We start from the raw sequence: 18,988 nt of genomic DNA, 5'->3' as shown, positions 1-18,988 counted from the left end.
TCAGCCGAGGCCGAGTACTCGATGCTCGCCGGTGTAGAGGTTCATGCTGTCGCCGCGCAGGAAACCGATGAGGGTCATGCCGTTCTCCTCGGCCAGTTCCGCGGCCAGCGACGACGGCGCGGAAACGGCCGCCAGCAGGCCGATCCCGGCCATGGCGGCCTTCTGCACGAGTTCGAACGAGGCGCGGCCGGACACCAGCAGACCGGTGTCCGCCGCCGGGATCCTGCCCTCTTGTAGCGCCCAGCCGAGGACCTTGTCGACGGCGTTGTGCCTGCCGACGTCCTCCCGGACGACGGCGAGGTTCCCCTCGGCGTCGAACAGGGCGGCGGCGTGCAGCCCGCCGGTGCTGGAAAAGACCTTTTGCTGTGCGCGCAGGGTGTCCGGGAGAGTCGTCAGGACGCCGGTGCTCACCGCGAACTCGGATTTCTCCGGGGAGAACCGGCTCCGCAGTTTGACCGCGTCGAGCGCGGCCTTGCCGCAGACGCCGCACGAGGACGTCGTGTAGAAGTTCCGCTCGACCCCGGTCTCCGGCGGCGCGACCCCTTCGGCCAGCGCGATGTCCAGCACGTTGTAGGTGTTGCGCCCCTGGTCGTCGACGCCGTCGCAGTACCGCGCGACGGCGATGTCCTCCCGGGAGGCGAGCACGCCCTCGGACAGCAGGAACCCGTGCGCCAGCTCGACGTCGTTGCCGGGAGTCCGCATGGTGACCGCGAGCGCCTTGCCGCCGACGCGGATCTCCAGCGGTTCCTCGGCCGCCAGCGCGTCGGGCCGACGCACGTCCTTGGTCGCGGAGATCATCCGCACCGGACGCCGCACCGTCACCCTGCCCACTTGTCCACCCTTCTGACCGGTTCATTCGACACCTGGCTACTGCAACGTTGGGAATTAAGTAATACATTCCCAGTGCCCACCCCCAGAGTACGGAGGCGTCGGATGGCTGCCGGCTTCCTGGATCGTTCCCGCATCGTCGCACCACCGGGCTGGAGCCGCTGGCTCGTGCCGCCCGCCGCGCTCGCCGTCCACCTGTCGATCGGCCAGGCGTACGCGTGGAGCGTCTTCAAACCCCCGCTGGAGAAGACCCTCGGGCTCACCGGTACGCAGAGCGCGCTCCCGTTCCAGCTCGGCATCGTGATGCTCGGCCTCTCGGCGGCGTTCGGCGGGACGCTGGTCGAGCGCAACGGCCCGCGCTGGGCGATGTTCGTCTCGATGGTCTGCTTCAGCTCCGGTTTCCTGCTCTCCGCGCTCGGCGTGGCGACGTCGCAGTACTGGCTCGTCGTCCTCGGCTGGGGCGGGATCGGCGGGATCGGGCTCGGGATCGGCTACATCTCGCCGGTGTCGACGCTGATCAAGTGGTTCCCCGACCGGCCGGGCATGGCCACCGGGATCGCGATCATGGGCTTCGGCGGCGGCGCGCTGATCGCCTCCCCGTGGTCGGCGCAGATGCTGGGCGCGGCGCCGTGGTCGGCAGGCACGGTCGCGACGGCGTTCCTCGTGCACGGCCTGGTCTACGCGGTCTTCATGAGTCTCGGCATCCTGCTGGTGCGGGTCCCGGCCGACGACTGGAAGCCGAAGGGCTGGGAGCCGAAGACCGACCACGGCAACGCGATGATCACCACCGCGAACGTGTCGGCGCGCAACGCCATCAAGACCCCGCAGTTCTGGTGTCTCTGGGTGGTCCTGTGCTTCAACGTCACGGCGGGTATCGGCATCCTGGAGAAGGCGTCGCCGATGATCGCGGACTTCTTCCGCGAGACCTCGACCCCGGTCGGCACCGCGGCCGCGGCTGGCTTCGTCGCCCTGCTCTCGCTGACCAACATGCTCGGCCGGTTCGTCTGGTCGTCCACTTCGGACCTGGTGGGGCGCAAGAACATCTACCGGCTCTACCTCGGCGCCGGCGCCCTGCTGTACCTGGTGATCGCGCTGACCACCAACACCTCGAAACTCGTGTTCGTCCTGTGCGCCATGCTGATCCTGTCCTTCTACGGCGGTGGTTTCGCGACCGTCCCGGCGTACTTGAAGGACCTTTTCGGCACCTACCAGGTGGGGGCGATCCACGGGCGGCTGCTGACCGCGTGGTCGGCGGCGGGTGTACTCGGCCCGCTCATCGTCAACGCCATCTCCGACAGCCAGAAGGCGGCGGGCAAGGTCGGCCCCGACCTCTACTCGACGTCGCTGTTCATCATGATCGGCCTGCTGGTCGCCGGGTTCGTGGCCAACGAGCTGGTGCGGCCGGTCAATCCGAAGTTCCACGAGCCGGTCCCCGCCGGCGAGCCCACGAGGAGTGAGGCCCGATGACCGAAGAGGCTCCGGAGCGCCGCCGCACCGGGCTGATGGTGCTGGCCTGGCTGTGGGTCGCGGTCCCGTTCGCCTACGGCGTCTACGAACTGTTCCGCAAGGTGGTCCAGCTCTTCGGCGGCTGAGTAGGCTCGGTCCGTGGGAGTTCTGGTGACCGGGGCGTCGCGTGGCATCGGCCGGGCGATCGCACGGGCCTTCGCGGAAAAGGGCGACCGTGTCGCCGTCCATTACGCCTCGAACCGGGAGGACGCCGAGCGGACACTCGGCGAGCTGCCGGGTTCCGGCCACGGGCTGGTCCAGGGCGACCTTTCGGATCCCGAGGTGGCGCGGCGGGTCGCCGACGAGGCCGAGGCGCTGGTGGACGGTGTCGGCGTCCTGGTGAACAACGCCGCCTTCGCGCCGTCCGCGTCGTCGGCACATCCGCCTGCCGAAGTGTCCTACGTGGACTGGCAGCGGGTCTGGCGGCGGATGCTCGACGTCAACGTGCTCGGCACCGCGAACGTGACCTTCTGCGTGACGCGGCACATGATCGAGCGCGGCGTACCCGGCCGGGTGGTCAACATCGGCTCGCGGGGCGCCTTCAAGGGCGAGCCCGACTTCCCCGCGTACGGCGCGAGCAAGGCCGCGCTGCACTCGTTCGGGCAGTCGCTCGCCGTCGCCCTCGCCCCGCACGGCATCGCGGTGACCTCGGTCGCACCCGGCTTCACCGCCACGGACCGGGTCGCGGCGAAGCTCGACGGCACGAGCGGGGAGGTACTGCGCGGGGAGAGTCCGTTCGGCCGGGTGGGCACGCCGGAGGAGGTCGCGGCGGCCGTGGTCTACCTCGCTTCCGCCGAGGCCACGTGGGCGTCCGGCGCGATCCTCGACCTCAACGGCGCGTCGCATCTGCGGATGTGAACTGGATCACCCGTGCAGCATTGACGGCCTCCCGCGCGTCTAAGGAACGTGCACAAGCTGGGGAAGGTCCTCGTCGCCGCGCTCGCGGCGGCGGTGTTCGGCGGGACCGCGTACGGATACACGACGTTGGAATCGCTGGACGGCGTCTCCCGTGAGGACGTGATCGACGCGCCGGAACCGGGGGAACAGCCCGCCGACGGGTCGCTGGACATCCTCCTGGTCGGTCGCGATTCCCGGACCGACCAGCAGGGCAACCCGCTGCCGCCGGAGATCCTGCGCGAACTGCGGGCGGGCGCGAACGGTGACGACCTGACCGACACGCTGATCGTGATGCGCATCCCGAACGGGCAGCAGGCGGTGAAGGCGTTCTCCATCCCGCGTGACTCCTGGGTCACGGCACCGGGCGGGAACGACAAGAGCAAGATCAACGAGATCTTCGGCCGCACCAAGTTCGCGAAGGCGGGCGAACTGCGCAAGGCGGGCAAGACCGACAAGGCCGAGATCGAAAAGCAGGCGATCACCGCCGCGCGGAAGGCGACCCTGAAGGCTGTCGAGGAGCTCAGCGGGATCAAGATCGACCACTTCGCCGAGGTGAACCTGCTGAGCTTCTACGAGATCAGCAAGGCCGTCGGCGGGGTCGAGGTATGCCTGAACAAGGCGACCAAGGACCGCGATTCCGGCGCCGACTTCCCCGCCGGACGGCAGACGATCCAGGGTGCGGACGCGCTCGCCTTCGTCCGCCAGCGCAAGAACCTTCCTCGGAGCGACCTCGACCGCGTGCGTCGTCAGCAGGTGTTCCTCGCCGGATTGGCGAAGCAGACCCTTTCCGGGGGAACACTGGCGAATCCGGCCCGTGTCTCCGAACTGATCGCCGCGGTGAAGCGTTCGGTCATCATCGACAGTTCCTGGGACCTGCTCGACTTCGTGCGGCAGATGCGCGGCGTCTCCGGTGGCGGCATCGCCTTCGAAACGATCCCGGTGGTCAACCCCGACTACCGCTACGACCCGAAACATCCCACGTGGACCGCCGTGCAGGTGGATCCCGCCCAGGTGCGCGCCTTCGCCGCCTCGCTGATCGGCGCCCCGCCCGCGACCCCGCAGGCGCCCGCCGGGCCCACCGTCGACGTCGTCAACGCGAGCGGTAAGGACGGCCTCGCCGCCCGGATCTCGGATCTGTTGACGGAGAAGGGTTTCGCCAAGGGCGAGACGAAGGCCGAAGCTCAGCGCCGGACCTCCGTGGTCCGGTTCGGCGACGCGTCCGAGCGTGCGGCGGAGGTCGCGAAACTCCTCGGCGGGCTGGCCGTCCAGCAGGCCGATTCCGTTCCGGCCGGCCATATCGAGGTCGTCCTCGGCCAGGTCTACAAAGGACCGGGCTCGTCCTCCGGTGGCGGGGGAGCGGCCGGTCAAGGAGACCAGCCGATCACCGCCGACACCGAGGGATGCATCGACTGACGCTCAGGCCGAGGTGCCGGCAAGGTCCGGACAACTCCGCCATCCGTTGCCGGTCCGGGCCGAGAAAGCCTCTTGTCGCTTCGACCCTTTCGGGCCTACCGGTCCATGATCGCCGCCGGATAGTTTGGGCCGGCAGAGTCGAACAACTCGAGTAACTGGGGAGTAGCCGATGTCCGCATCGATTCGTCATGCCCGAAGAACGGTCCTGGGGGCCGCGCTGCTGGCCGGGGTGGTGCTCGCGACGGCGCCGGCCGCGCAGGCGGTGCCGGGACAGGAGTTCGTCAAGACACCGACCGACGCGCTCACGTCGCTGTATTCGGTGGGTGACTTCGCCACCACGGAAACCGGGAAGGCATGGGCCGTCGGCTCCGGCTGGTCGGCCGCCGAGATCGCGAAGTGGGATGGCGCGGCGTGGCAGGGTGAACAGATCCCGCAGTTCTATGGCGGTTTCAGCGGGGCTGTCGCTCTGGACGACACGAACGTCTGGGCCGTCGGAACGAGCTACGACGCCAACAACGACAGCAGGCCGGAGGCGGTGCACAACGACGGCACGACCTGGACCCGGACCGCGATTCCGGAGGTCCCGGAGAAGATCGCCCGGCTGAACGACGTCGACGCTGACGGCGCGGACAACGTCTGGGCGGTGGGCTCGGCCGGGATCGACGCGGTCCAGCGGCCCAACGCCGATTCCCGGCCGTACGTGCTGCGCTGGGACGGCTCCTCCTGGCAGGAGGTCGCGGTTCCGGTGCCCGCCGGCACGCGGCACGCCTCTCTCGCGTCCGTGGCCGTCCGCGGCCAGGAGGTCTGGGTGGCGGGCACCGCCTACGTCCGCCTCGACAACGGCGAGGAACGGTACCGTGCGCTGGTGGAGCGCTTCGACGGTACACAGTGGACGATCGTGCCCACCGCGCCCGAACCCGGTGCACCGGAGGACTTCCTGCGCTTCGCCAACCGGATCGCCATCGGTGCGGCCGGCCAGGTGTGGCTGGCCGGGCAGGCGGACGTCGACCAGCTGATCCAGCGCTGGAACGGTTCCGCCTTCGAACGGGGACCGGAACTGCCTCCGGAGCTGAGGCGACCGACCAGCAGGGGCGGTGCGCTGAGCGTCGACGGCACCGGCAAGGCGTGGGTCTCCAGTGCCAGGTCCGACAGCGGAGGCGGGGGCAACCGGCCCCTCTTCGGTGTCTGGGACGGTGACAGCTGGAACGACGTCCCGGTGGCCGACCAGTCGCTCGCCGGCAACGGTGGTGTGATCACGACGAGCCGGTCCGGTGGGGTGATCTGGGCGTTCGTGCACAGCTTCACGTCCGGGCCCCCGGTGATCCTGCGCGCCGAGGGCTAGCCGTCGAACGGTTGGAGCCGCTCAGCCCAGCGGCTCCAACCGCACCACGATCGCCTTCGACACCGGGGTGTTCGACTTGTCCGCCACCGAATCCAGCGGTACCAAGGCGTTCGCCTCGGGGAAGTACGCCGCGGCGCAGCCGGGGGCCGTCGGGTAGGAGACCACCCGGAACCGCGGTGCCCGGCGGTCGCCGTCCCGCCATTCCGAGACCAGGTCGACCATCGCGCCGTCGGTCAGGCCGAGCGAGACCAGGTCGTCGGGGTTGACCAGGACCACGCGCCGGGCGTCCTCGATCCCGCGGTAACGGTCGGAAAGGCCGTAGATCGTGGTGTTGTACTGGTCGTGGCTGCGCATCGTCTGCAACAGCAGCCTGCCCTCGGGTACTCGCGGATACTCGAGTCCGGAGACGGTGAAGTTCGCCTTGCCGTTGGCGGTCCCGCTGAACTGCCGGGAATCGCGCGGCGCGTGCGGGAGGACGAACCCGTCCGGCTCGCGGACCCGGGCGTTGTAGTCGTGGCAGCCGGGGACGACGCGGGCGATCCGGTCGCGGATGAGGTCGTAGTCGCGGTGGAAGTCCCGCCACGGCACGGCGTGCCCGGCACCCAGCAGTGCCTCCGCGAGGTGGCAGATGATCGCGACTTCGGAAAGCAGGTGTTCACTCGCCGGGGCCAGCCTGCCGCGTGAGGTGTGCACCTGCGACATCGAGTCCTCGACGGTGACGAACTGGTCGCCGCCGGCCTGCGTGTCGCGTTCGGTGCGGCCGAGGGTGGGCAGGATCAGCGCGGTCTTGCCGGGAACGACGTGCGAGCGGTTGAGCTTCGTCGACACGTGCGCTGTCAGCGAGCACGACTTGAGCGCCTTCTCGGTCAGTTCGGTGTCCGGCGTGGCGGAGGCGAAGTTGCCCCCGACGGCGAAGAAGACCTTGCCCTTGCCGTCCCGCATCGCGCGGATCGCGGCGACCGTGTCGTACCCGTGCTCGCGCGGCACCTTGATGCCGAACTCGTTGTCGAGACCGTCCATAAAGGACTCCGGCATCTTCTCCCAGATGCCCATCGTCCGGTCGCCCTGGACGTTGGAGTGCCCGCGAACCGGGCACAGGCCCGCGCCCGGTTCGCCGATCATGCCGCGCACCAATGCCAGGTTCGCGATCTCGGAAATGGTCTGCACCGCGTGCTTGTGCTGGGTCAGGCCCATCGCCCAGCAGTAGATGGTCCGCCGCGACGTCGCGATCATCCGCGCCAGCCGCTCGATCTGCGCCCGCGGCAGCCCGGTCGCGGCGCCGACCTCGGACCAGTCGATCTCCCGCAGGTGCTCCGCGTAGGCCTCGAACCCCTCGGTGGACGACTCGACGAACGCGCGGTCGACGATCGTGCCCGGCGTCTCCCGCTCCCACTGGAGCAGCAGATGCCCGATCGCCTGGAACAGCGCGAGGTCGCCGCCGAGCCGGATCTGCGCGAACTCGTCGGCCAGCGGGGTCCCCTTGCCGATCACGCCGCGGACGTTCTGCGGGTTCTTGAACCGCATCAGGCCGGCTTCGGGCAGCGGGTTGACCGCCATGATCTTCGCGCCGTTGCCCTTGGCCTCCTCCAGCGCGGACAGCATGCGCGGGTGGTTGGTGCCCGGGTTCTGGCCGACCACGACGATCAGGTCGGCCTTGTGGATGTCCGCGAGCGACACCGAACCCTTGCCGATGCCGGTGGTGGCCGCGAGCGCGGCACCGGAGGACTCGTGGCACATGTTGGAGCAGTCGGGCAGGTTGTTGGTGCCGTAGGAGCGCACGAGCAACTGGTAGAGGAACGCGGCCTCGTTGCTGGTGCGGCCGGAGGTGTAGAAGATCGCCTCGTTCGGATCGCTCAGGGCCCGCAGTTCGTCGGCGACCAGGGTGAACGCGTCGTCCCAGGAGATCGGCTCGTAGTGCGAGGCGCCTTCGCGCAGCACGAACGGCTCGGTGATCCGGCCCTGCTGACCGAGCCAGAAGTCGGTCTTGTCCGCCAGGTCGTGGATGGAGTGCTCGGCGAAGAACTCGCGGCCGACCCGGCGTTTCGTCGCCTCCTCGGCTACGGCCTTCGCGCCGTTCTCGCAGAACTCCGCGAGCTTGCGGTGCTCGCCGTCGACCTCCCGCGGCTCCGGCCAGGCGCATCCAGGACAGTCGAAGCCGTCACGCTGGTTGAGCAGCCGCAGCGTCTTCACCGTGCGCGCGGCGCCCATCTGCTCCATGCCGCGCATCAGGGAGACGGCGACCCCGGGGATCCCGGCCGCCCAGCTCTTCGGTTTCCCGACCTCGAGCTGGGTCTCGTCAACGTCGTTCGCGGGTGCTTCGCGGGTCATGCCACCATCGTGCGCCCTGCCGCCGCGGGGCGCGACCGAGGGTCGGCCGAGGGGCACGACCGAGGGGCGGCCGACGACGTTGCGTTTCGTCCTCTGAATGCGGTGGGGCTGAACGCAAGGGCGGGTCAGGCGTCGGTGACGATCCGGGCGATCTGCGATTCGTCGAAGGGGAACCAGGGGGTCTCGTTGACGCCGCGTTCCTGCACCGCGTTCACCGTCACCGCGGCCACGAGCAGCACGATCAGGCCGACGACCGCCGCGATCCCCGGCCACCGGCTCGAACCCGGCTCGCGGTAGCCGCCACCGGAGGCCGCGGCCGCCTTGCGCTGCTTACGGCGCTTTTTCTTGAGTTCCTTCTTCGCGCCCAGCCACGCGTCCAGCTCGGCGTGCTTCTGCCAGTTCGGGTCGACCAGGTCCGGGTGGGTCTCGATCCGCCGGTCTTCTTCGTCCATCTCGGTCCTCTTCCCCCGGGTTCGGCTATGCGCAGTTGCCCGTCGAGGGCAGGGGTTTCGTCGGGTCGTACGTGTCGGCTTCGTCGACCGCGATCGCGCCGTCGACGGGTTTGCTCTTGTCAGCGTACTGGGGCGCGAGGATGCCGGTCTTGATCGCGTCACACGCCATGTTCGAGTGGTAGCCCGCGCCCTCTCCGAAGCCGAGTCCGGCGTCGGCCTTCGCGAACGGCGGGGCCTTGCGGATGACGTAATCCTGTTCGTCCCGAAGGAACGGGACGATGTCGGCCGGTCTGCGGGCCTCGCTCGGAAGCGCGTCGAAGGCGTAGGCGGTCGTGTAGCTCGCGTGGACGATCAGCTCGCCCTCGTCGCCGGGCTTCGCCGTGAGCGAGCCGGTCATGCGCGGACGTACCTGCAGCAGGCGGTTCGGGCCGATGAGGGTCAGGTACCTGCCCTTTTCGACGGTGAGCGCGTTCGTGAGCGTCGGTTCGAGCCGGGCGCGCTCGTTCGGGGACAGCAGGGCGAGCAGTCCTTCTTCGCGCCGAGCCAGGCGTCCACTTCCGCGTGCTCGCGCCAGTTCGGATCCATCAGGTCCGGATGCGTCTCCAGCCGCCGGTCTTCCATGAGCCAGCCCCTCCCCAGTGCGTGACGACATCCCCTCATCGGCTGGGAACGGCGGGCGTTACGGCCGGTGAGGATGTCGGATGACGGGGTTCGTAGACTTGTCAACTGTGACCGAGAACGCCCAGCAGCAGCAGACCGACCTACCGGGTGCCTGGAACCCGGCCGACGAAGAAGCCTCGCTCTACCAGCGTTGGGTAGACGCCGGGTACTTCACGGCCGACCCCACGTCGGACAAGCCGCCGTTCACGGTAGTCATCCCGCCCCCGAACGTGACCGGCTCGCTGCACATCGGGCACGCGTTCGAGCACACCCTGATCGACGCCATCACCCGCTACCACCGCATGCTCGGCGACGAGACGCTGTACCTGCCGGGGATGGACCACGCGAGCATCGCGGTCCACGCGCTGGTGGAGAAGCAGCTGCGTGCCGAGGGCACCAGCCGCCGCGAACTCGGCCGTGAGGCGTTCGTCGAGCGCGTCTGGCAGTGGAAGCAGGAGCACGGCGGCCGCATCCTCGCCCAGATGAAGCGCCTCGGTGAGGGCGTCGACTGGACCCGTGAGCGGTTCACCATGGACGACGGCCTGTCCAAGGCCGTCAACACGATCTTCAAGAAGCTGTTCGACGACGGCCTGATCTACCGCGCGGAGCGGCTGGTCAACTGGTCGCCGGAGCTGCGGTCGGTGCTGTCCGACGCCGAGGTGAAGCACGAAGAGGTCGAGGGTGAACTCGTCTCGATGCGCTACGGCGACGGCGAGAACGCGATCGTCGTGGCCACCACCCGGATGGAGACGATGCTCGGCGACACCGCCGTCGCGGTCCACCCGGACGACGAGCGGTACACGCACCTCATCGGCACCGAGGTCGAACTGCCGCTGACCGGGCGCAAGATCCCGATCGTCGCGGACAAGCACGTCGACCCGGAGTTCGGCACCGGCGCGGTCAAGGTGACCCCCGCGCACGACCCCAACGACTTCGAGATCGGCCAGCGGCACGACCTGCCGATGATCACGATCATGGACGAGCAGGGCCGGATCGACGGCACCGGCACCGAGTTCGACGGCATGGACCGGTTCGAGGCCCGCGTCGCGGTGCGGGAGAAGCTGCGCGAGCAGGGCCGCATCGTCGCCGAGAAGCGTCCGTACCTGCACAGCGTCGGGCACTCCGAGCGGTCGAAGGAGCCGATCGAGCCGCGGCTTTCGCTGCAGTGGTTCGTCAAGGTCGGCCCGCTCGCGAAGGCCGCCGGCGACGCGGTGCGCGACGGCCGGGTGAACGTCCACCCGCCGGAGATGGAGAAGCGCTACTTCGACTGGGTCGACAACCTGCACGACTGGTGCATCTCGCGTCAGCTGTGGTGGGGTCACCGCATCCCGGTCTGGTACGGCCCGAACGACGAGGTCGTCTGCGTCGGACCGGACGAGGAGCCGCCCTCGGGCGAGGGCTGGACCCAGGACCCGGACGTCCTCGACACCTGGTTCTCCTCGGGCCTGTGGCCGTTCTCCACCCTCGGCTGGCCGGAGAAGACCCCGGACCTGAACAAGTTCTATCCGACGTCGGTGCTGGTCACCGGCTACGACATCCTGTTCTTCTGGGTCGTGCGGATGATGATGTTCGGCCTCTACGCCACCGGCGAGGCGCCGTTCAAGACCATCGCGCTGCACGGCATGGTCCGCGACCAGTTCGGCAAGAAGATGTCGAAGACCGCGGGCAACGGCGTCGACCCCATCGAGTGGATGGACCGCTACGGCACCGACGCGCTGCGCTTCACCCTCACCCGCGGCGCCAACCCGGGCACCGACGTCCCGATCGGCGAGGAGTGGGTCGCGGGCTCCCGGAACTTCACCACGAAGCTCTGGAACGCCACCAAGTTCGCGATGATGAACGGCGCGGACGCGAATGCCCCGCTGCCCGCCGCGGCCGAACTCACCGAGGCCGACCGCTGGATCCTCGGCAGGCTCGGCACTGTCGTCGACGACGTCACCGGCTACCTGGCGGACTACCAGTTCGCCAAGGCCACCGACACGCTCTACCAGTTCACCTGGACCGAGCTGTGCGACTGGTACCTGGAGCTGTCGAAGGTCCAGGTGTTCCAGGGTGACGAGGCCCGTTTGACGGCGACGCGCGCGGTGCTGGGGCACGTGTTCGACACCGTGCTGAAGCTGCTGCACCCGTTCATCCCGTTCATCACCGAAAAACTGTGGACGGCGCTGACCGGCCGCGAGTCGCTGGTGATCGCCCCTTGGCCGGTGGCCGACGTCTCGTACGCCGACCCGGTCGCGGACAAGCGGATCGCGGACGTGCAGAAGCTGGTCACCGAGGTCCGCCGGTTCCGCGCGGACCAGGGCCTCAAGCCCAGCCAGAAGGTGGCCGCGCGGCTGTCCGGCGACGGCTTCGCCGAGATCACCGGACACGACGAGCCGATCCGCGCGCTGGTCCGGCTCACCCAGCCGGAAGAGGGCTTCGCGCCGAGCGCGTCGATCGAGGTCGGGCTGTCGGCCGGTGTCGTCACCGTCGAACTGGACCTGTCCGGCACGATCGACGTCGCCGCGGAGCGCAAGCGCCTGCAGAAGGACCTCGGCGCCGCGGAGAAGGAACTCGCGCAGGCCGAGGCCAAACTCGGCAACCAGGCGTTCATCGACAAGGCGCCGGAGCCGGTGATCGGCAAGATCCGGGCCCGCAAGGAGACCGCGGTCGCCGACATCGAGCGCATCAACGCCCGGCTGGCGACACTGCCCGCCTCCTGATCCGGGCCGGTCCGTTCTTCACGGAGCTGAAGGGCGCTTTCCCCGCATAACATGCAGGGAAAGCGCCCTTCGCCGCGTGCGATGCGGTGAAGGGCCCCTTCAGCCCGCTTTGGTCAGCGAAGGTGCCGCAGGATCACTCCGGCCACTCCCGCCATCCCGGTGCGGTAGGGGTGATACGCCGCCGCGGCGAGCAGGTTCGTGTGCTGCCCGTTGATCCACGCCGCGCCGTTCGGCGCGCAGGCGTCGTGCCCGGCGGACGGGCCGAAAGTGTCCACGAAGGACGACTTGCCGTCGGCGGCGACGGCCTTCTCGATCGCCGAGTTCAACGCCTTCTCGACGTCGTTGAGCCACGCGTAGTCACCCTCGGCGAACGGCAGGATCTTCGGGCAGTAGCCGGATTCCGGGGCGATCCGCGGGTAGCCGATGACGAGCACGTCGGCGCGCGGGGAGCGGGCGTGGATCCCGGCCAGCACCTTCTCGACGTTCTTGCCGGTGTCGGCGATCTTGGCCTTGACGGTGTCGACTCCGCCGGCGGTGAACCGGTCCTGGCACGGGTTCCCGGTGGGGTCGCTCGCCCGCAATGACGGGCAGGTGCCGACCAGGGTGCCGAAGACGCCGTAGTCGTTGCCGCCGATGCCGACGGTGACCAGGTCGGTCCGGGGGCTCAGGGCGCTGAACTGCGCCGGGTTGCGCCCGAGGAACACGCTCTGCGGCTGCGTCATGTTGGTGGTGTCGGCGCCGCCGCAGCTGATGTCGGTGTAGGAGCGGACCCGCAGCGCCGCGGCGAGGATCGACGGGTAGTTCTGCGTCGATTTGCCGCAGAAGAGCGGATCGAACCGGGGGAGCGGGATGAGCGGCCCGGAGGTGTAGGAGTCACCCAGCGCGACGTAACTCCGGTAGGACCGCTCGGCGGCGGTGGCCGCCGTGGAAGAGACGATCAGCAGGACAACGGTCGAGACGGCCGCGAAGAGTACACGTCTGAAGCGCATGAGGACCCCGATCTCCGGACTGGATGGCCTCTCAAAAATGAACCGCGTCCGGACGGTCCGGCGCCGCCGATCGGGTGGTCGGGCCGCGGCTTCACCCGCTTGGGGTGTCACATCGGGTGATCATCTTCCTCTTTGCGGTACACGAGGAGGTAGCGAAAGAAGAGCAGGTTCCGGAGCTTGCTCCCGGGCAGCAGCCGGGCCGCGTCGTGCCGGATCCGGCTCATCGGCGGGTACGTCTCCACGATCGGCGCCGACGGCAGCGGATCGATCCCGCCGTTCAGCCGCTCACCCGCGTACACGACCATCCTGGCCAGTGCGTTGACCGGCGAGGCCACGAGCGCGCGGGCGTAGTCGCCGGGCGTGCTGGGCCTGCCGAGACCGAGGACGGCCAGCACCCCGCCGGGGACCAGCGCGTCCCGCAGCTTCGTGACGGTGTCGAACGGCACGTGGTGGAGCGAGGCGAGGCAGGAGATGAAGTCGTACGCCTCCACCGGCAGCTTCTGCGTGGCGACGTCGGCCTGCCGGTAGGAGATGGTGCCCGGGCCCGGCGAGCCGGCGGCGCGGGCGAGGTCGATCATCGGGCCGGACCGGTCGATCGCCTCGACGTGCATCCCGGTCGCCGCGAGCCGCCGGGCGAACCGGCCGGCACCGCAGCCGACGTCCAGCGCGACACCCGGGCCGGGGGGCAGCAGATCGAGCAGCAGCGGATGGTAGTGATCGTTGTGGTTGAACCCCATGCGTCGAGAGTGCCAGCAAAGCCGCACGTAGACTCGGCACGACCATGAGCAAGGCTTAAGAGGAGAGTTCGTGCCGCGAGGTGACGGCCGGGATTCCGAAGAATTCGCAGAATCCCCGGACCTGGCAGATCTGGACAGTTTCGCCGGTGTGGACGAATTGGGGGCGCGTGCCCACGATCCGTCCGACGACACCGACCCGGATCTGGACGCACCCGACGCCGCGTACCAGGCGGGCGGCGGCGCCGGTGGGGGCATCGGCGGGATCGGGCAGCTGGGGGACAACCTCGCGCTCGGCCCGGTGCCCGACCTGGTCACCCCGGACGACATGGAGCTGCACGAACTGGACGATCAGGGTGACGACCTCACCCCGGCCGACCCGAACGGGCAGCAGGCGCGCCGCGAGCTGCTCGCTGTCGAGGCCGAGCTGAACCTGCGCTGGCCGGAGACGAAGATCGAGCCGTCCCTCGCCCGGATCGCGGCGCTGGTCAACCTCATGGGTGAGCCGCACCGCGGCTATCCGGTGCTGCACGTCGCCGGGACCAACGGCAAGGGCTCGACCACCCGGATGATCGACGCGCTGCTGACCCGGATGGGCCTGCGCGTCGGCCGGTACACGAGCCCCCACCTGCAGCTGGTCACCGAGCGGATCGCCCTCGACGGCGCCCCGGTCTCCGCCGCCGCGTACGTCGATCTGTACCGCGACGTCGCGCCGTACGTGACCATGGTGGACAACGCGGGCGGTCCCGACGCGGTGCCGATGAGCAAGTTCGAGGTGCTCACCGGGATGGCGTTCGCGGCCTTCGCCGACGCGCCCGTCGAGGCCGCGGTCGTCGAAACCGGCCTCGGTGGCTCGTGGGACGCCACCAACGTCGTGGACGGCGAAGTCGCCGTCATCACGCCGATCGGCGTCGACCACGTCGAGTACTTCGGCGGCGATCCGGCCAAGGCCGCGGTGGAGAAGGCCGGGATCATCAAACCCGGCAGTGTCGCGGTCATCGCCGAACAAGAGCCCGAAGTGCTGAAGATCCTGCTGGAACGCGCCGTCGAGGTCGACGCGAGCGTCGCCCGAGCGGGCAGCGAGTTCGGGGTGCTGGAGCGCGAAATCGCCGTCGGCGGGCAGATGCTGAAACTGCAGGGCCTCGGCGGGGTCTACGACGAGATCTTCCTGCCGCTGCACGGCGCGCACCAGGCCGCCAACGCCGCGCTCGCGCTGGCCGCCGTCGAAGCCTTCTTCGGCGCGGGCAAGGACAAGCAGCTGGTCGTCGAAGCCGTCCGCGAGGCCTTCGCCGAGGTCGAGACCCCCGGCAGGCTGGAACGCGTCCGCGCCGCACCGACCGTGCTGCTCGACGCCGCCCACAACCCGCACGGCGCCAAGGCGCTCGCCACCACCGTCGCCGAGGAGTTCGCGTTCCGCCGTCTCGTCGCCGTGGTCGGCGTCATGGCCGAGAAGGACGCCCGCGGCATCCTGGACGCCCTCGAACCGGTCGTCTCCGAGATCGTCGTCACCAAGAACTCGTCGCCGCGCGCGATGCCGCTCGACGAACTCAACGACATCGCCATCTCGATCTTCGGCGAAGACCGTGTCGTCGCCGAAGCGAGCCTCGACGCCGCGATCGAAACGGCCATCGGCCTCGTCGAACAGAGCGACGACCCCGAGGAGCCGCTGGCGGGCGGGGGTGTGCTGGTCACCGGCTCGGTGGTCACCGCGGGCGAGGCCAGGACCCTGTTCGGTAAGGAGCCGGCGTGACCGACGAGACCCCGAAGCCGCCCGCCAAGGACCCGATGAAGTCCTTCCGCGGCGTGATGGCCGGCTCGCTGATCATGGAGGGCATCACCGTCGCGCTCGCGCTGCCGGTGGTGGCGAAACTCGGCGGCGGGGTCGGCTCGCTCACCGGCTGGTCGGTGATCGTGATCGCGGTGGCGCTGATCGTGCTGTGCGGTTTCCTGAAGAAGCCGTGGGCGGTGCCCGCGGTGCTCGTGCTGCAGGTCGCGCTGATCGCCTTCTTCGTCGCGCTGCCCGCCGTGGCGATCCTCGGGGTGATCTTCCTCGGGATCTGGCTGTGGCTGCTGTGGCTGCGGCGCGACGTGGCACGCCGCATGGCGGCCGGGACACTGCCCAGCCAGCAGCAGCAACCTCAGCAGTAGGCCTCGTGAGTGGTAATGACGGTTAGAACCGTCATTACCACTCACGAGGTTCACCGGCCCGCAAACCGCCGTTGGCCCGTCGGCCGTGGCCGCGGGATAGAACCGCGCCATGACCGCTTCCCACCACAACCGCCGCACGCTGCTCAAAGCCGGTCTCACCGGCGCCGGAGCCGTCGCGGGCGGGCTGCTCCTCCCCGCGACCGCGACCGCGGCCCCCACCGCGGCTCCGCTGATCCGCGGTGACCGCCCGCTGCTCACCCACGGCGTCCAGTCCGGCGACGTCACCACCGGCTCCGGCATCATCTGGTCGCGTGCCGACAGGCCTTCCCGGCTGATCGTCGAGGTCTCCAGGGATCCCTCGTTCCGTCACGCGCGCCGCGTGCGCGGGCCGGTGATGAGCCCGGAGACCGGCGGGACCGGCAAGGTGCGCGTCGCGGGCCTCTCGCCGGGGACCGAAATCCACTACCGCGTGACCGCCGAGGCCCTCGACGGCCGGACGTGCGGCGAGGCCGTCACCGGCCGGTTCACCACCGCTCCGGTCGGCCGCTCGGACGTGCGCCTGCTGTGGTCCGGCGACGTCGCCGGGCAGAACTGGGGGATCAACCCCGAACGCGGCGGGATGACGATCTACCGCGCGATGGCCGACCGGCGGCCGGACCTGTTCCTGCACTGCGGCGACACGGTGTACGCCGACGCACCGCTCACCGAGACCGTCGCGCTGCCCGGCGGCCGCGTGTGGCGCAACATCGTCACCCCGGAGAAGGCGAAGGTCGCCGAGACGCTCGACGAGTACCGAGGCCAGTTCGCCTACAACCTCCTCGACGACAACCTCAAGCGGTTCGCCGCGACCGTGCCCACCCACGTCCAGTGGGACGACCACGAAGTCGTGAACAACTGGTACCCGGGCGAAATCCTCAACGACCGCCCCGAATACACCGAGAAGCGGGTCGACGTGCTCGCCGCGCGGGCGTTCCAGGCGTTCCACGAATGGCATCCGATCGACCGCCGCCAGGCCGTCGACGGCCGGGTCTACCGCAACTTCCGGCACGGCTCCCGCGCCGAGGTGTTCGTGCTGGACATGCGGACCTACAAGGACGCCAACACCGCCGACCAGACCAAACCGGGCCGCATCCTCGGCGACCGTCAGGCGCGCTGGCTCGTCGACGCCCTCGACCGCAGCACGGCCACCTGGAAGATCATCCAGGCCGACCTCCCGATCGGCCTGACCGTCCCGGACGGCAAGGCCATCGAAGGAGTCGCGAACGGCCTGCCCGGCGCTCCCGGCGGCAGGGAGACCGAACTCGCCTGGGTCCTACGGGAGATCTCGCGGCGCAAGGTGCGCAACGTCGTCTGGCTGACCGCCGACGTGCATTACACCGCCGCGCACCACTATTCGCCGGATCGCGCTTCGTTCCCCGACTTCGACCCGTTCTGGGAGTTCGTCTCCGGTCCGCTCAACGCCGGCGCGTTCGGCCCGAACACCCTCGACCCGACTTTCGGGCCGGAGGCGGTCTTCGTGCACGCCCCGCCCGCCGCGAACACGTCGCCCGCGGACGGGTTCCAGCACTTCGGAGAGGTCAACATCGACGGCGCGAGCGGTGCGCTCACGGTCGATCTGCGCGACGCCACGGGTGCGTCACTGTGGTCGAAGACCCTGCAGCCGCAGCGCCGATGACCCGGGCGGATAAGCTCCGGGCGAATAGCACGAAACCCACCCAAGGAGAAATACCGTCGTGACTGAACGCACGCTGGTCCTCGTCAAGCCCGATGGCGTCGCGCGCGGCCTCGTCGGCGAGGTCATCTCGCGCATCGAGCGCAAGGGCCTGAAGCTCGCCGCCCTCGAACTGCGCACCGTCGAGCGCTCGGTCGCCGAGGAGCACTACGCCGAGCACAAGGAGCGCCCGTTCTTCGGCGACCTCCTCGAGTTCATCACCTCGGGTCCGCTGGTCGCGATCGCCGTCGAGGGCCCGCGCGCCATCGCCGCCTTCCGCCAGCTCGCCGGCGGCACCGACCCGGTCGAGAAGGCCACCCCGGGCACCCTGCGCGGCGACTTCGCCCTGGAGACCCAGTACAACCTGGTGCACGGCTCGGACTCCCCGGAGTCGGCCGAGCGCGAGCTCAAGCTCTGGTTCCCCGAGGTCTGACACACTCGTGGGTGGCGCGGGAACCCCGCGCCACCCACGGATCTGGGGGTTTCGATGACACCGGACGAGTACCTGGCACGACTGCGGGAACTCACCGCCGGTTTCGCGCGGGTCGCGCGCACCGGGGACCACGCCGCTCCCGTGCCGTGCTGCGGCGACTGGCGGCTGCGTGACCTCGTCGTCCACCTCGGCAACGTGCATCGCTGGGCGGCCGGGATCGTCCGCACCGGCGAACCCGCCCCGCAGATCTTCGAAGCCGAACCGGACGGGGATCTCGCCGCCTGGTACGGCGAAAGCGCGGACGGCCTGATCGAGGCGCTTCAAGGGGTTTCCCCGGACGACGGCGCCTGGAACTTCACCGCCGCCGTCAAGACCAAGTCCTTCTGGTTCCGCCGCCAGGTCCACGAGACCGCGGTGCACCTGCTCGACGCGCACCGCGCGGCCGGGACCGAATACACCCTCGAACCCGCCCTCGCCGCCGACGGCGTGGACGAGGTCCTCCTCGGCATGCTGCCGAAGATCAAGCGTTGGCACACCCCGCCCGCGGTCACCGTTCCGTTGCTGCTGAAGACCTCCGACACCGGACACGCCTGGCTGATCACGCCTCCCGTCGAGGACGTCCCGGGCTCGCGGCGCGCCGATCCCGCCGAAGCCGCGGAAGCCGTCGTCGAAGGGCACGCGGAAGGGCTGGATCTGCTGCTGTGGCAACGGGTCGGCCTCGACGGTGCGAGCCTCGAAATCACCGGTGACGCCGCGGCGGCCAAGACGTTCCTTGCCGGGCCGTTCACGCCCTGATCTTCGGCGCCCTACGCCGTTCGGTTCACGTTCACCTCCGGGTCTTCTCC

Annotated in this window: 17 protein-coding genes; 11 read left to right on the top strand and 6 right to left on the bottom strand. The window is 69.6% G+C overall.

The window, feature by feature from the left end:
- Positions 1 to 831 (bottom strand): formate dehydrogenase accessory sulfurtransferase FdhD, encoded by an 831-nt coding sequence (gene fdhD, locus L324_RS20495; RefSeq protein ID WP_037310743.1) that lies wholly within the window; start codon positions 829 to 831, stop codon positions 1 to 3.
- 102 nt (positions 832 to 933) lie between these two features.
- Here fdhD and L324_RS20490 point away from each other — a divergent pair, with 102 nt between their 5' ends.
- From L324_RS20490 to L324_RS20475, 5 genes are all read left to right on the top strand, one after another.
- On the top strand, positions 934 to 2,295 hold the full coding sequence (locus L324_RS20490) for an L-lactate MFS transporter (RefSeq protein ID WP_037310739.1): 1,362 nt from the start codon (positions 934 to 936) through the stop codon (positions 2,293 to 2,295).
- Positions 2,292 to 2,420: an MFS transporter small subunit gene (locus L324_RS43900; RefSeq protein WP_268871945.1), complete on the top strand. Its 129-nt coding sequence runs from the start codon at positions 2,292 to 2,294 to the stop codon at positions 2,418 to 2,420. The genes L324_RS20490 and L324_RS43900 overlap by 4 nt, the downstream gene beginning before the upstream one ends.
- Before the next feature lie 13 nt (positions 2,421 to 2,433).
- Complete coding sequence (locus L324_RS20485; protein ID WP_235783591.1) at positions 2,434 to 3,192, top strand: SDR family NAD(P)-dependent oxidoreductase; 759 nt, start codon at positions 2,434 to 2,436, stop codon at positions 3,190 to 3,192.
- Positions 3,193 to 3,240: 48 nt separating this feature from the next.
- Positions 3,241 to 4,644 carry an LCP family protein gene (locus L324_RS20480; RefSeq protein ID WP_037310734.1) on the top strand — a complete coding sequence of 468 codons (1,404 nt, stop codon included), beginning with the start codon at positions 3,241 to 3,243 and terminating at the stop codon, positions 4,642 to 4,644.
- A gap of 169 nt (positions 4,645 to 4,813) precedes the next feature.
- Positions 4,814 to 5,986, top strand: a complete 1,173-nt coding sequence (locus tag L324_RS20475) for a hypothetical protein (RefSeq protein WP_152546928.1) — start codon at positions 4,814 to 4,816, stop codon at positions 5,984 to 5,986.
- 21 nt (positions 5,987 to 6,007) lie between these two features.
- Here the strand turns inward: L324_RS20475 and L324_RS20470 are convergent, their stop codons facing one another.
- The 3 genes from L324_RS20470 to L324_RS41715 all read right to left on the bottom strand — a co-directional run bounded on the left by L324_RS20470 (position 6,008) and on the right by L324_RS41715 (position 9,418).
- Positions 6,008 to 8,314, bottom strand: a complete 2,307-nt coding sequence (locus tag L324_RS20470; RefSeq protein WP_037310728.1) for an FdhF/YdeP family oxidoreductase — start codon at positions 8,312 to 8,314, stop codon at positions 6,008 to 6,010.
- A 125-nt stretch (positions 8,315 to 8,439) separates the two neighbouring features.
- Positions 8,440 to 8,766: a hypothetical protein gene (locus tag L324_RS20465; protein ID WP_037310725.1), complete on the bottom strand. Its 327-nt coding sequence runs from the start codon at positions 8,764 to 8,766 to the stop codon at positions 8,440 to 8,442.
- A gap of 25 nt (positions 8,767 to 8,791) precedes the next feature.
- Positions 8,792 to 9,418 (bottom strand): hypothetical protein, encoded by a 627-nt coding sequence (locus L324_RS41715; protein WP_235783594.1) that lies wholly within the window; start codon positions 9,416 to 9,418, stop codon positions 8,792 to 8,794.
- Between the two features lie 76 nt (positions 9,419 to 9,494).
- On the opposite strand from L324_RS41715, the gene L324_RS20455 reads away from it, so the two are divergent.
- Positions 9,495 to 12,128: a valine--tRNA ligase gene (locus tag L324_RS20455; RefSeq protein WP_037310722.1), complete on the top strand. Its 2,634-nt coding sequence runs from the start codon at positions 9,495 to 9,497 to the stop codon at positions 12,126 to 12,128.
- 113 nt (positions 12,129 to 12,241) lie between these two features.
- On the opposite strand, the gene L324_RS20450 is transcribed toward L324_RS20455, so the two are convergent.
- On the bottom strand, positions 12,242 to 13,117 hold the full coding sequence (locus tag L324_RS20450) for an SGNH/GDSL hydrolase family protein (RefSeq protein WP_037310719.1): 876 nt from the start codon (positions 13,115 to 13,117) through the stop codon (positions 12,242 to 12,244).
- 107 nt (positions 13,118 to 13,224) lie between these two features.
- Complete coding sequence (locus tag L324_RS20445) at positions 13,225 to 13,854, bottom strand: class I SAM-dependent methyltransferase (protein ID WP_037310716.1); 630 nt, start codon at positions 13,852 to 13,854, stop codon at positions 13,225 to 13,227.
- A gap of 70 nt (positions 13,855 to 13,924) precedes the next feature.
- Here L324_RS20445 and folC point away from each other — a divergent pair, with 70 nt between their 5' ends.
- The 5 genes from folC (at position 13,925) to L324_RS20420 (ending at position 18,938) form a co-directional block, all read left to right on the top strand.
- The gene (folC, locus tag L324_RS20440; protein ID WP_037310713.1) at positions 13,925 to 15,601 is read left to right on the top strand and encodes a bifunctional tetrahydrofolate synthase/dihydrofolate synthase; all 1,677 of its coding nucleotides are present in this window, start codon (positions 13,925 to 13,927) and stop codon (positions 15,599 to 15,601) included.
- Positions 15,598 to 15,999, top strand: coding sequence for a DUF4233 domain-containing protein (locus L324_RS20435; protein WP_037310709.1), 402 nt, complete (start codon positions 15,598 to 15,600; stop codon positions 15,997 to 15,999). Before folC ends, L324_RS20435 begins: the two co-directional genes overlap by 4 nt.
- 109 nt (positions 16,000 to 16,108) lie before the next feature.
- Complete coding sequence (locus L324_RS20430; protein WP_037310706.1) at positions 16,109 to 17,674, top strand: alkaline phosphatase D family protein; 1,566 nt, start codon at positions 16,109 to 16,111, stop codon at positions 17,672 to 17,674.
- Positions 17,675 to 17,732: 58 nt separating this feature from the next.
- The gene (gene ndk, locus L324_RS20425; RefSeq protein ID WP_037310703.1) at positions 17,733 to 18,143 is read left to right on the top strand and encodes a nucleoside-diphosphate kinase; all 411 of its coding nucleotides are present in this window, start codon (positions 17,733 to 17,735) and stop codon (positions 18,141 to 18,143) included.
- Positions 18,144 to 18,197: 54 nt separating this feature from the next.
- Positions 18,198 to 18,938: a maleylpyruvate isomerase family mycothiol-dependent enzyme gene (locus L324_RS20420; RefSeq protein WP_037310693.1), complete on the top strand. Its 741-nt coding sequence runs from the start codon at positions 18,198 to 18,200 to the stop codon at positions 18,936 to 18,938.
- The last annotated feature ends 50 nt before the right edge of the window (positions 18,939 to 18,988 follow it).

The organism is Amycolatopsis orientalis DSM 40040 = KCTC 9412, from assembly GCF_000478275.1.
GTDB lineage: Bacteria > Actinomycetota > Actinomycetes > Mycobacteriales > Pseudonocardiaceae > Amycolatopsis > Amycolatopsis orientalis.
The sequence above is the reverse complement of the archived record's forward strand: the minus strand, read 5'-3'. Positions and strand labels throughout refer to the sequence as shown.

What these genes read in the sequence shown, in the direction of transcription:
- L324_RS20420 (WP_037310693.1), top strand. Translation starts at nt 18,198, where the DNA reads ATGACACCGGACGAGTACCTGGCACGACTGCGGGAACTCACCGCCGGT.
- L324_RS20490 (WP_037310739.1), top strand. Translation starts at nt 934, where the DNA reads ATGGCTGCCGGCTTCCTGGATCGTTCCCGCATCGTCGCACCACCGGGC.
- L324_RS20465 (WP_037310725.1), bottom strand. Translation starts at nt 8,766, where the DNA reads ATGGACGAAGAAGACCGGCGGATCGAGACCCACCCGGACCTGGTCGAC.
- L324_RS43900 (WP_268871945.1), top strand. Translation starts at nt 2,292, where the DNA reads ATGACCGAAGAGGCTCCGGAGCGCCGCCGCACCGGGCTGATGGTGCTG.
- L324_RS20445 (WP_037310716.1), bottom strand. Translation starts at nt 13,854, where the DNA reads ATGGGGTTCAACCACAACGATCACTACCATCCGCTGCTGCTCGATCTG.
- L324_RS20470 (WP_037310728.1), bottom strand. Translation starts at nt 8,314, where the DNA reads ATGACCCGCGAAGCACCCGCGAACGACGTTGACGAGACCCAGCTCGAG.
- L324_RS20430 (WP_037310706.1), top strand. Translation starts at nt 16,109, where the DNA reads ATGACCGCTTCCCACCACAACCGCCGCACGCTGCTCAAAGCCGGTCTC.
- L324_RS41715 (WP_235783594.1), bottom strand. Translation starts at nt 9,418, where the DNA reads ATGTCGTCACGCACTGGGGAGGGGCTGGCTCATGGAAGACCGGCGGCT.
- L324_RS20475 (WP_152546928.1), top strand. Translation starts at nt 4,814, where the DNA reads ATGTCCGCATCGATTCGTCATGCCCGAAGAACGGTCCTGGGGGCCGCG.
- L324_RS20450 (WP_037310719.1), bottom strand. Translation starts at nt 13,117, where the DNA reads ATGCGCTTCAGACGTGTACTCTTCGCGGCCGTCTCGACCGTTGTCCTG.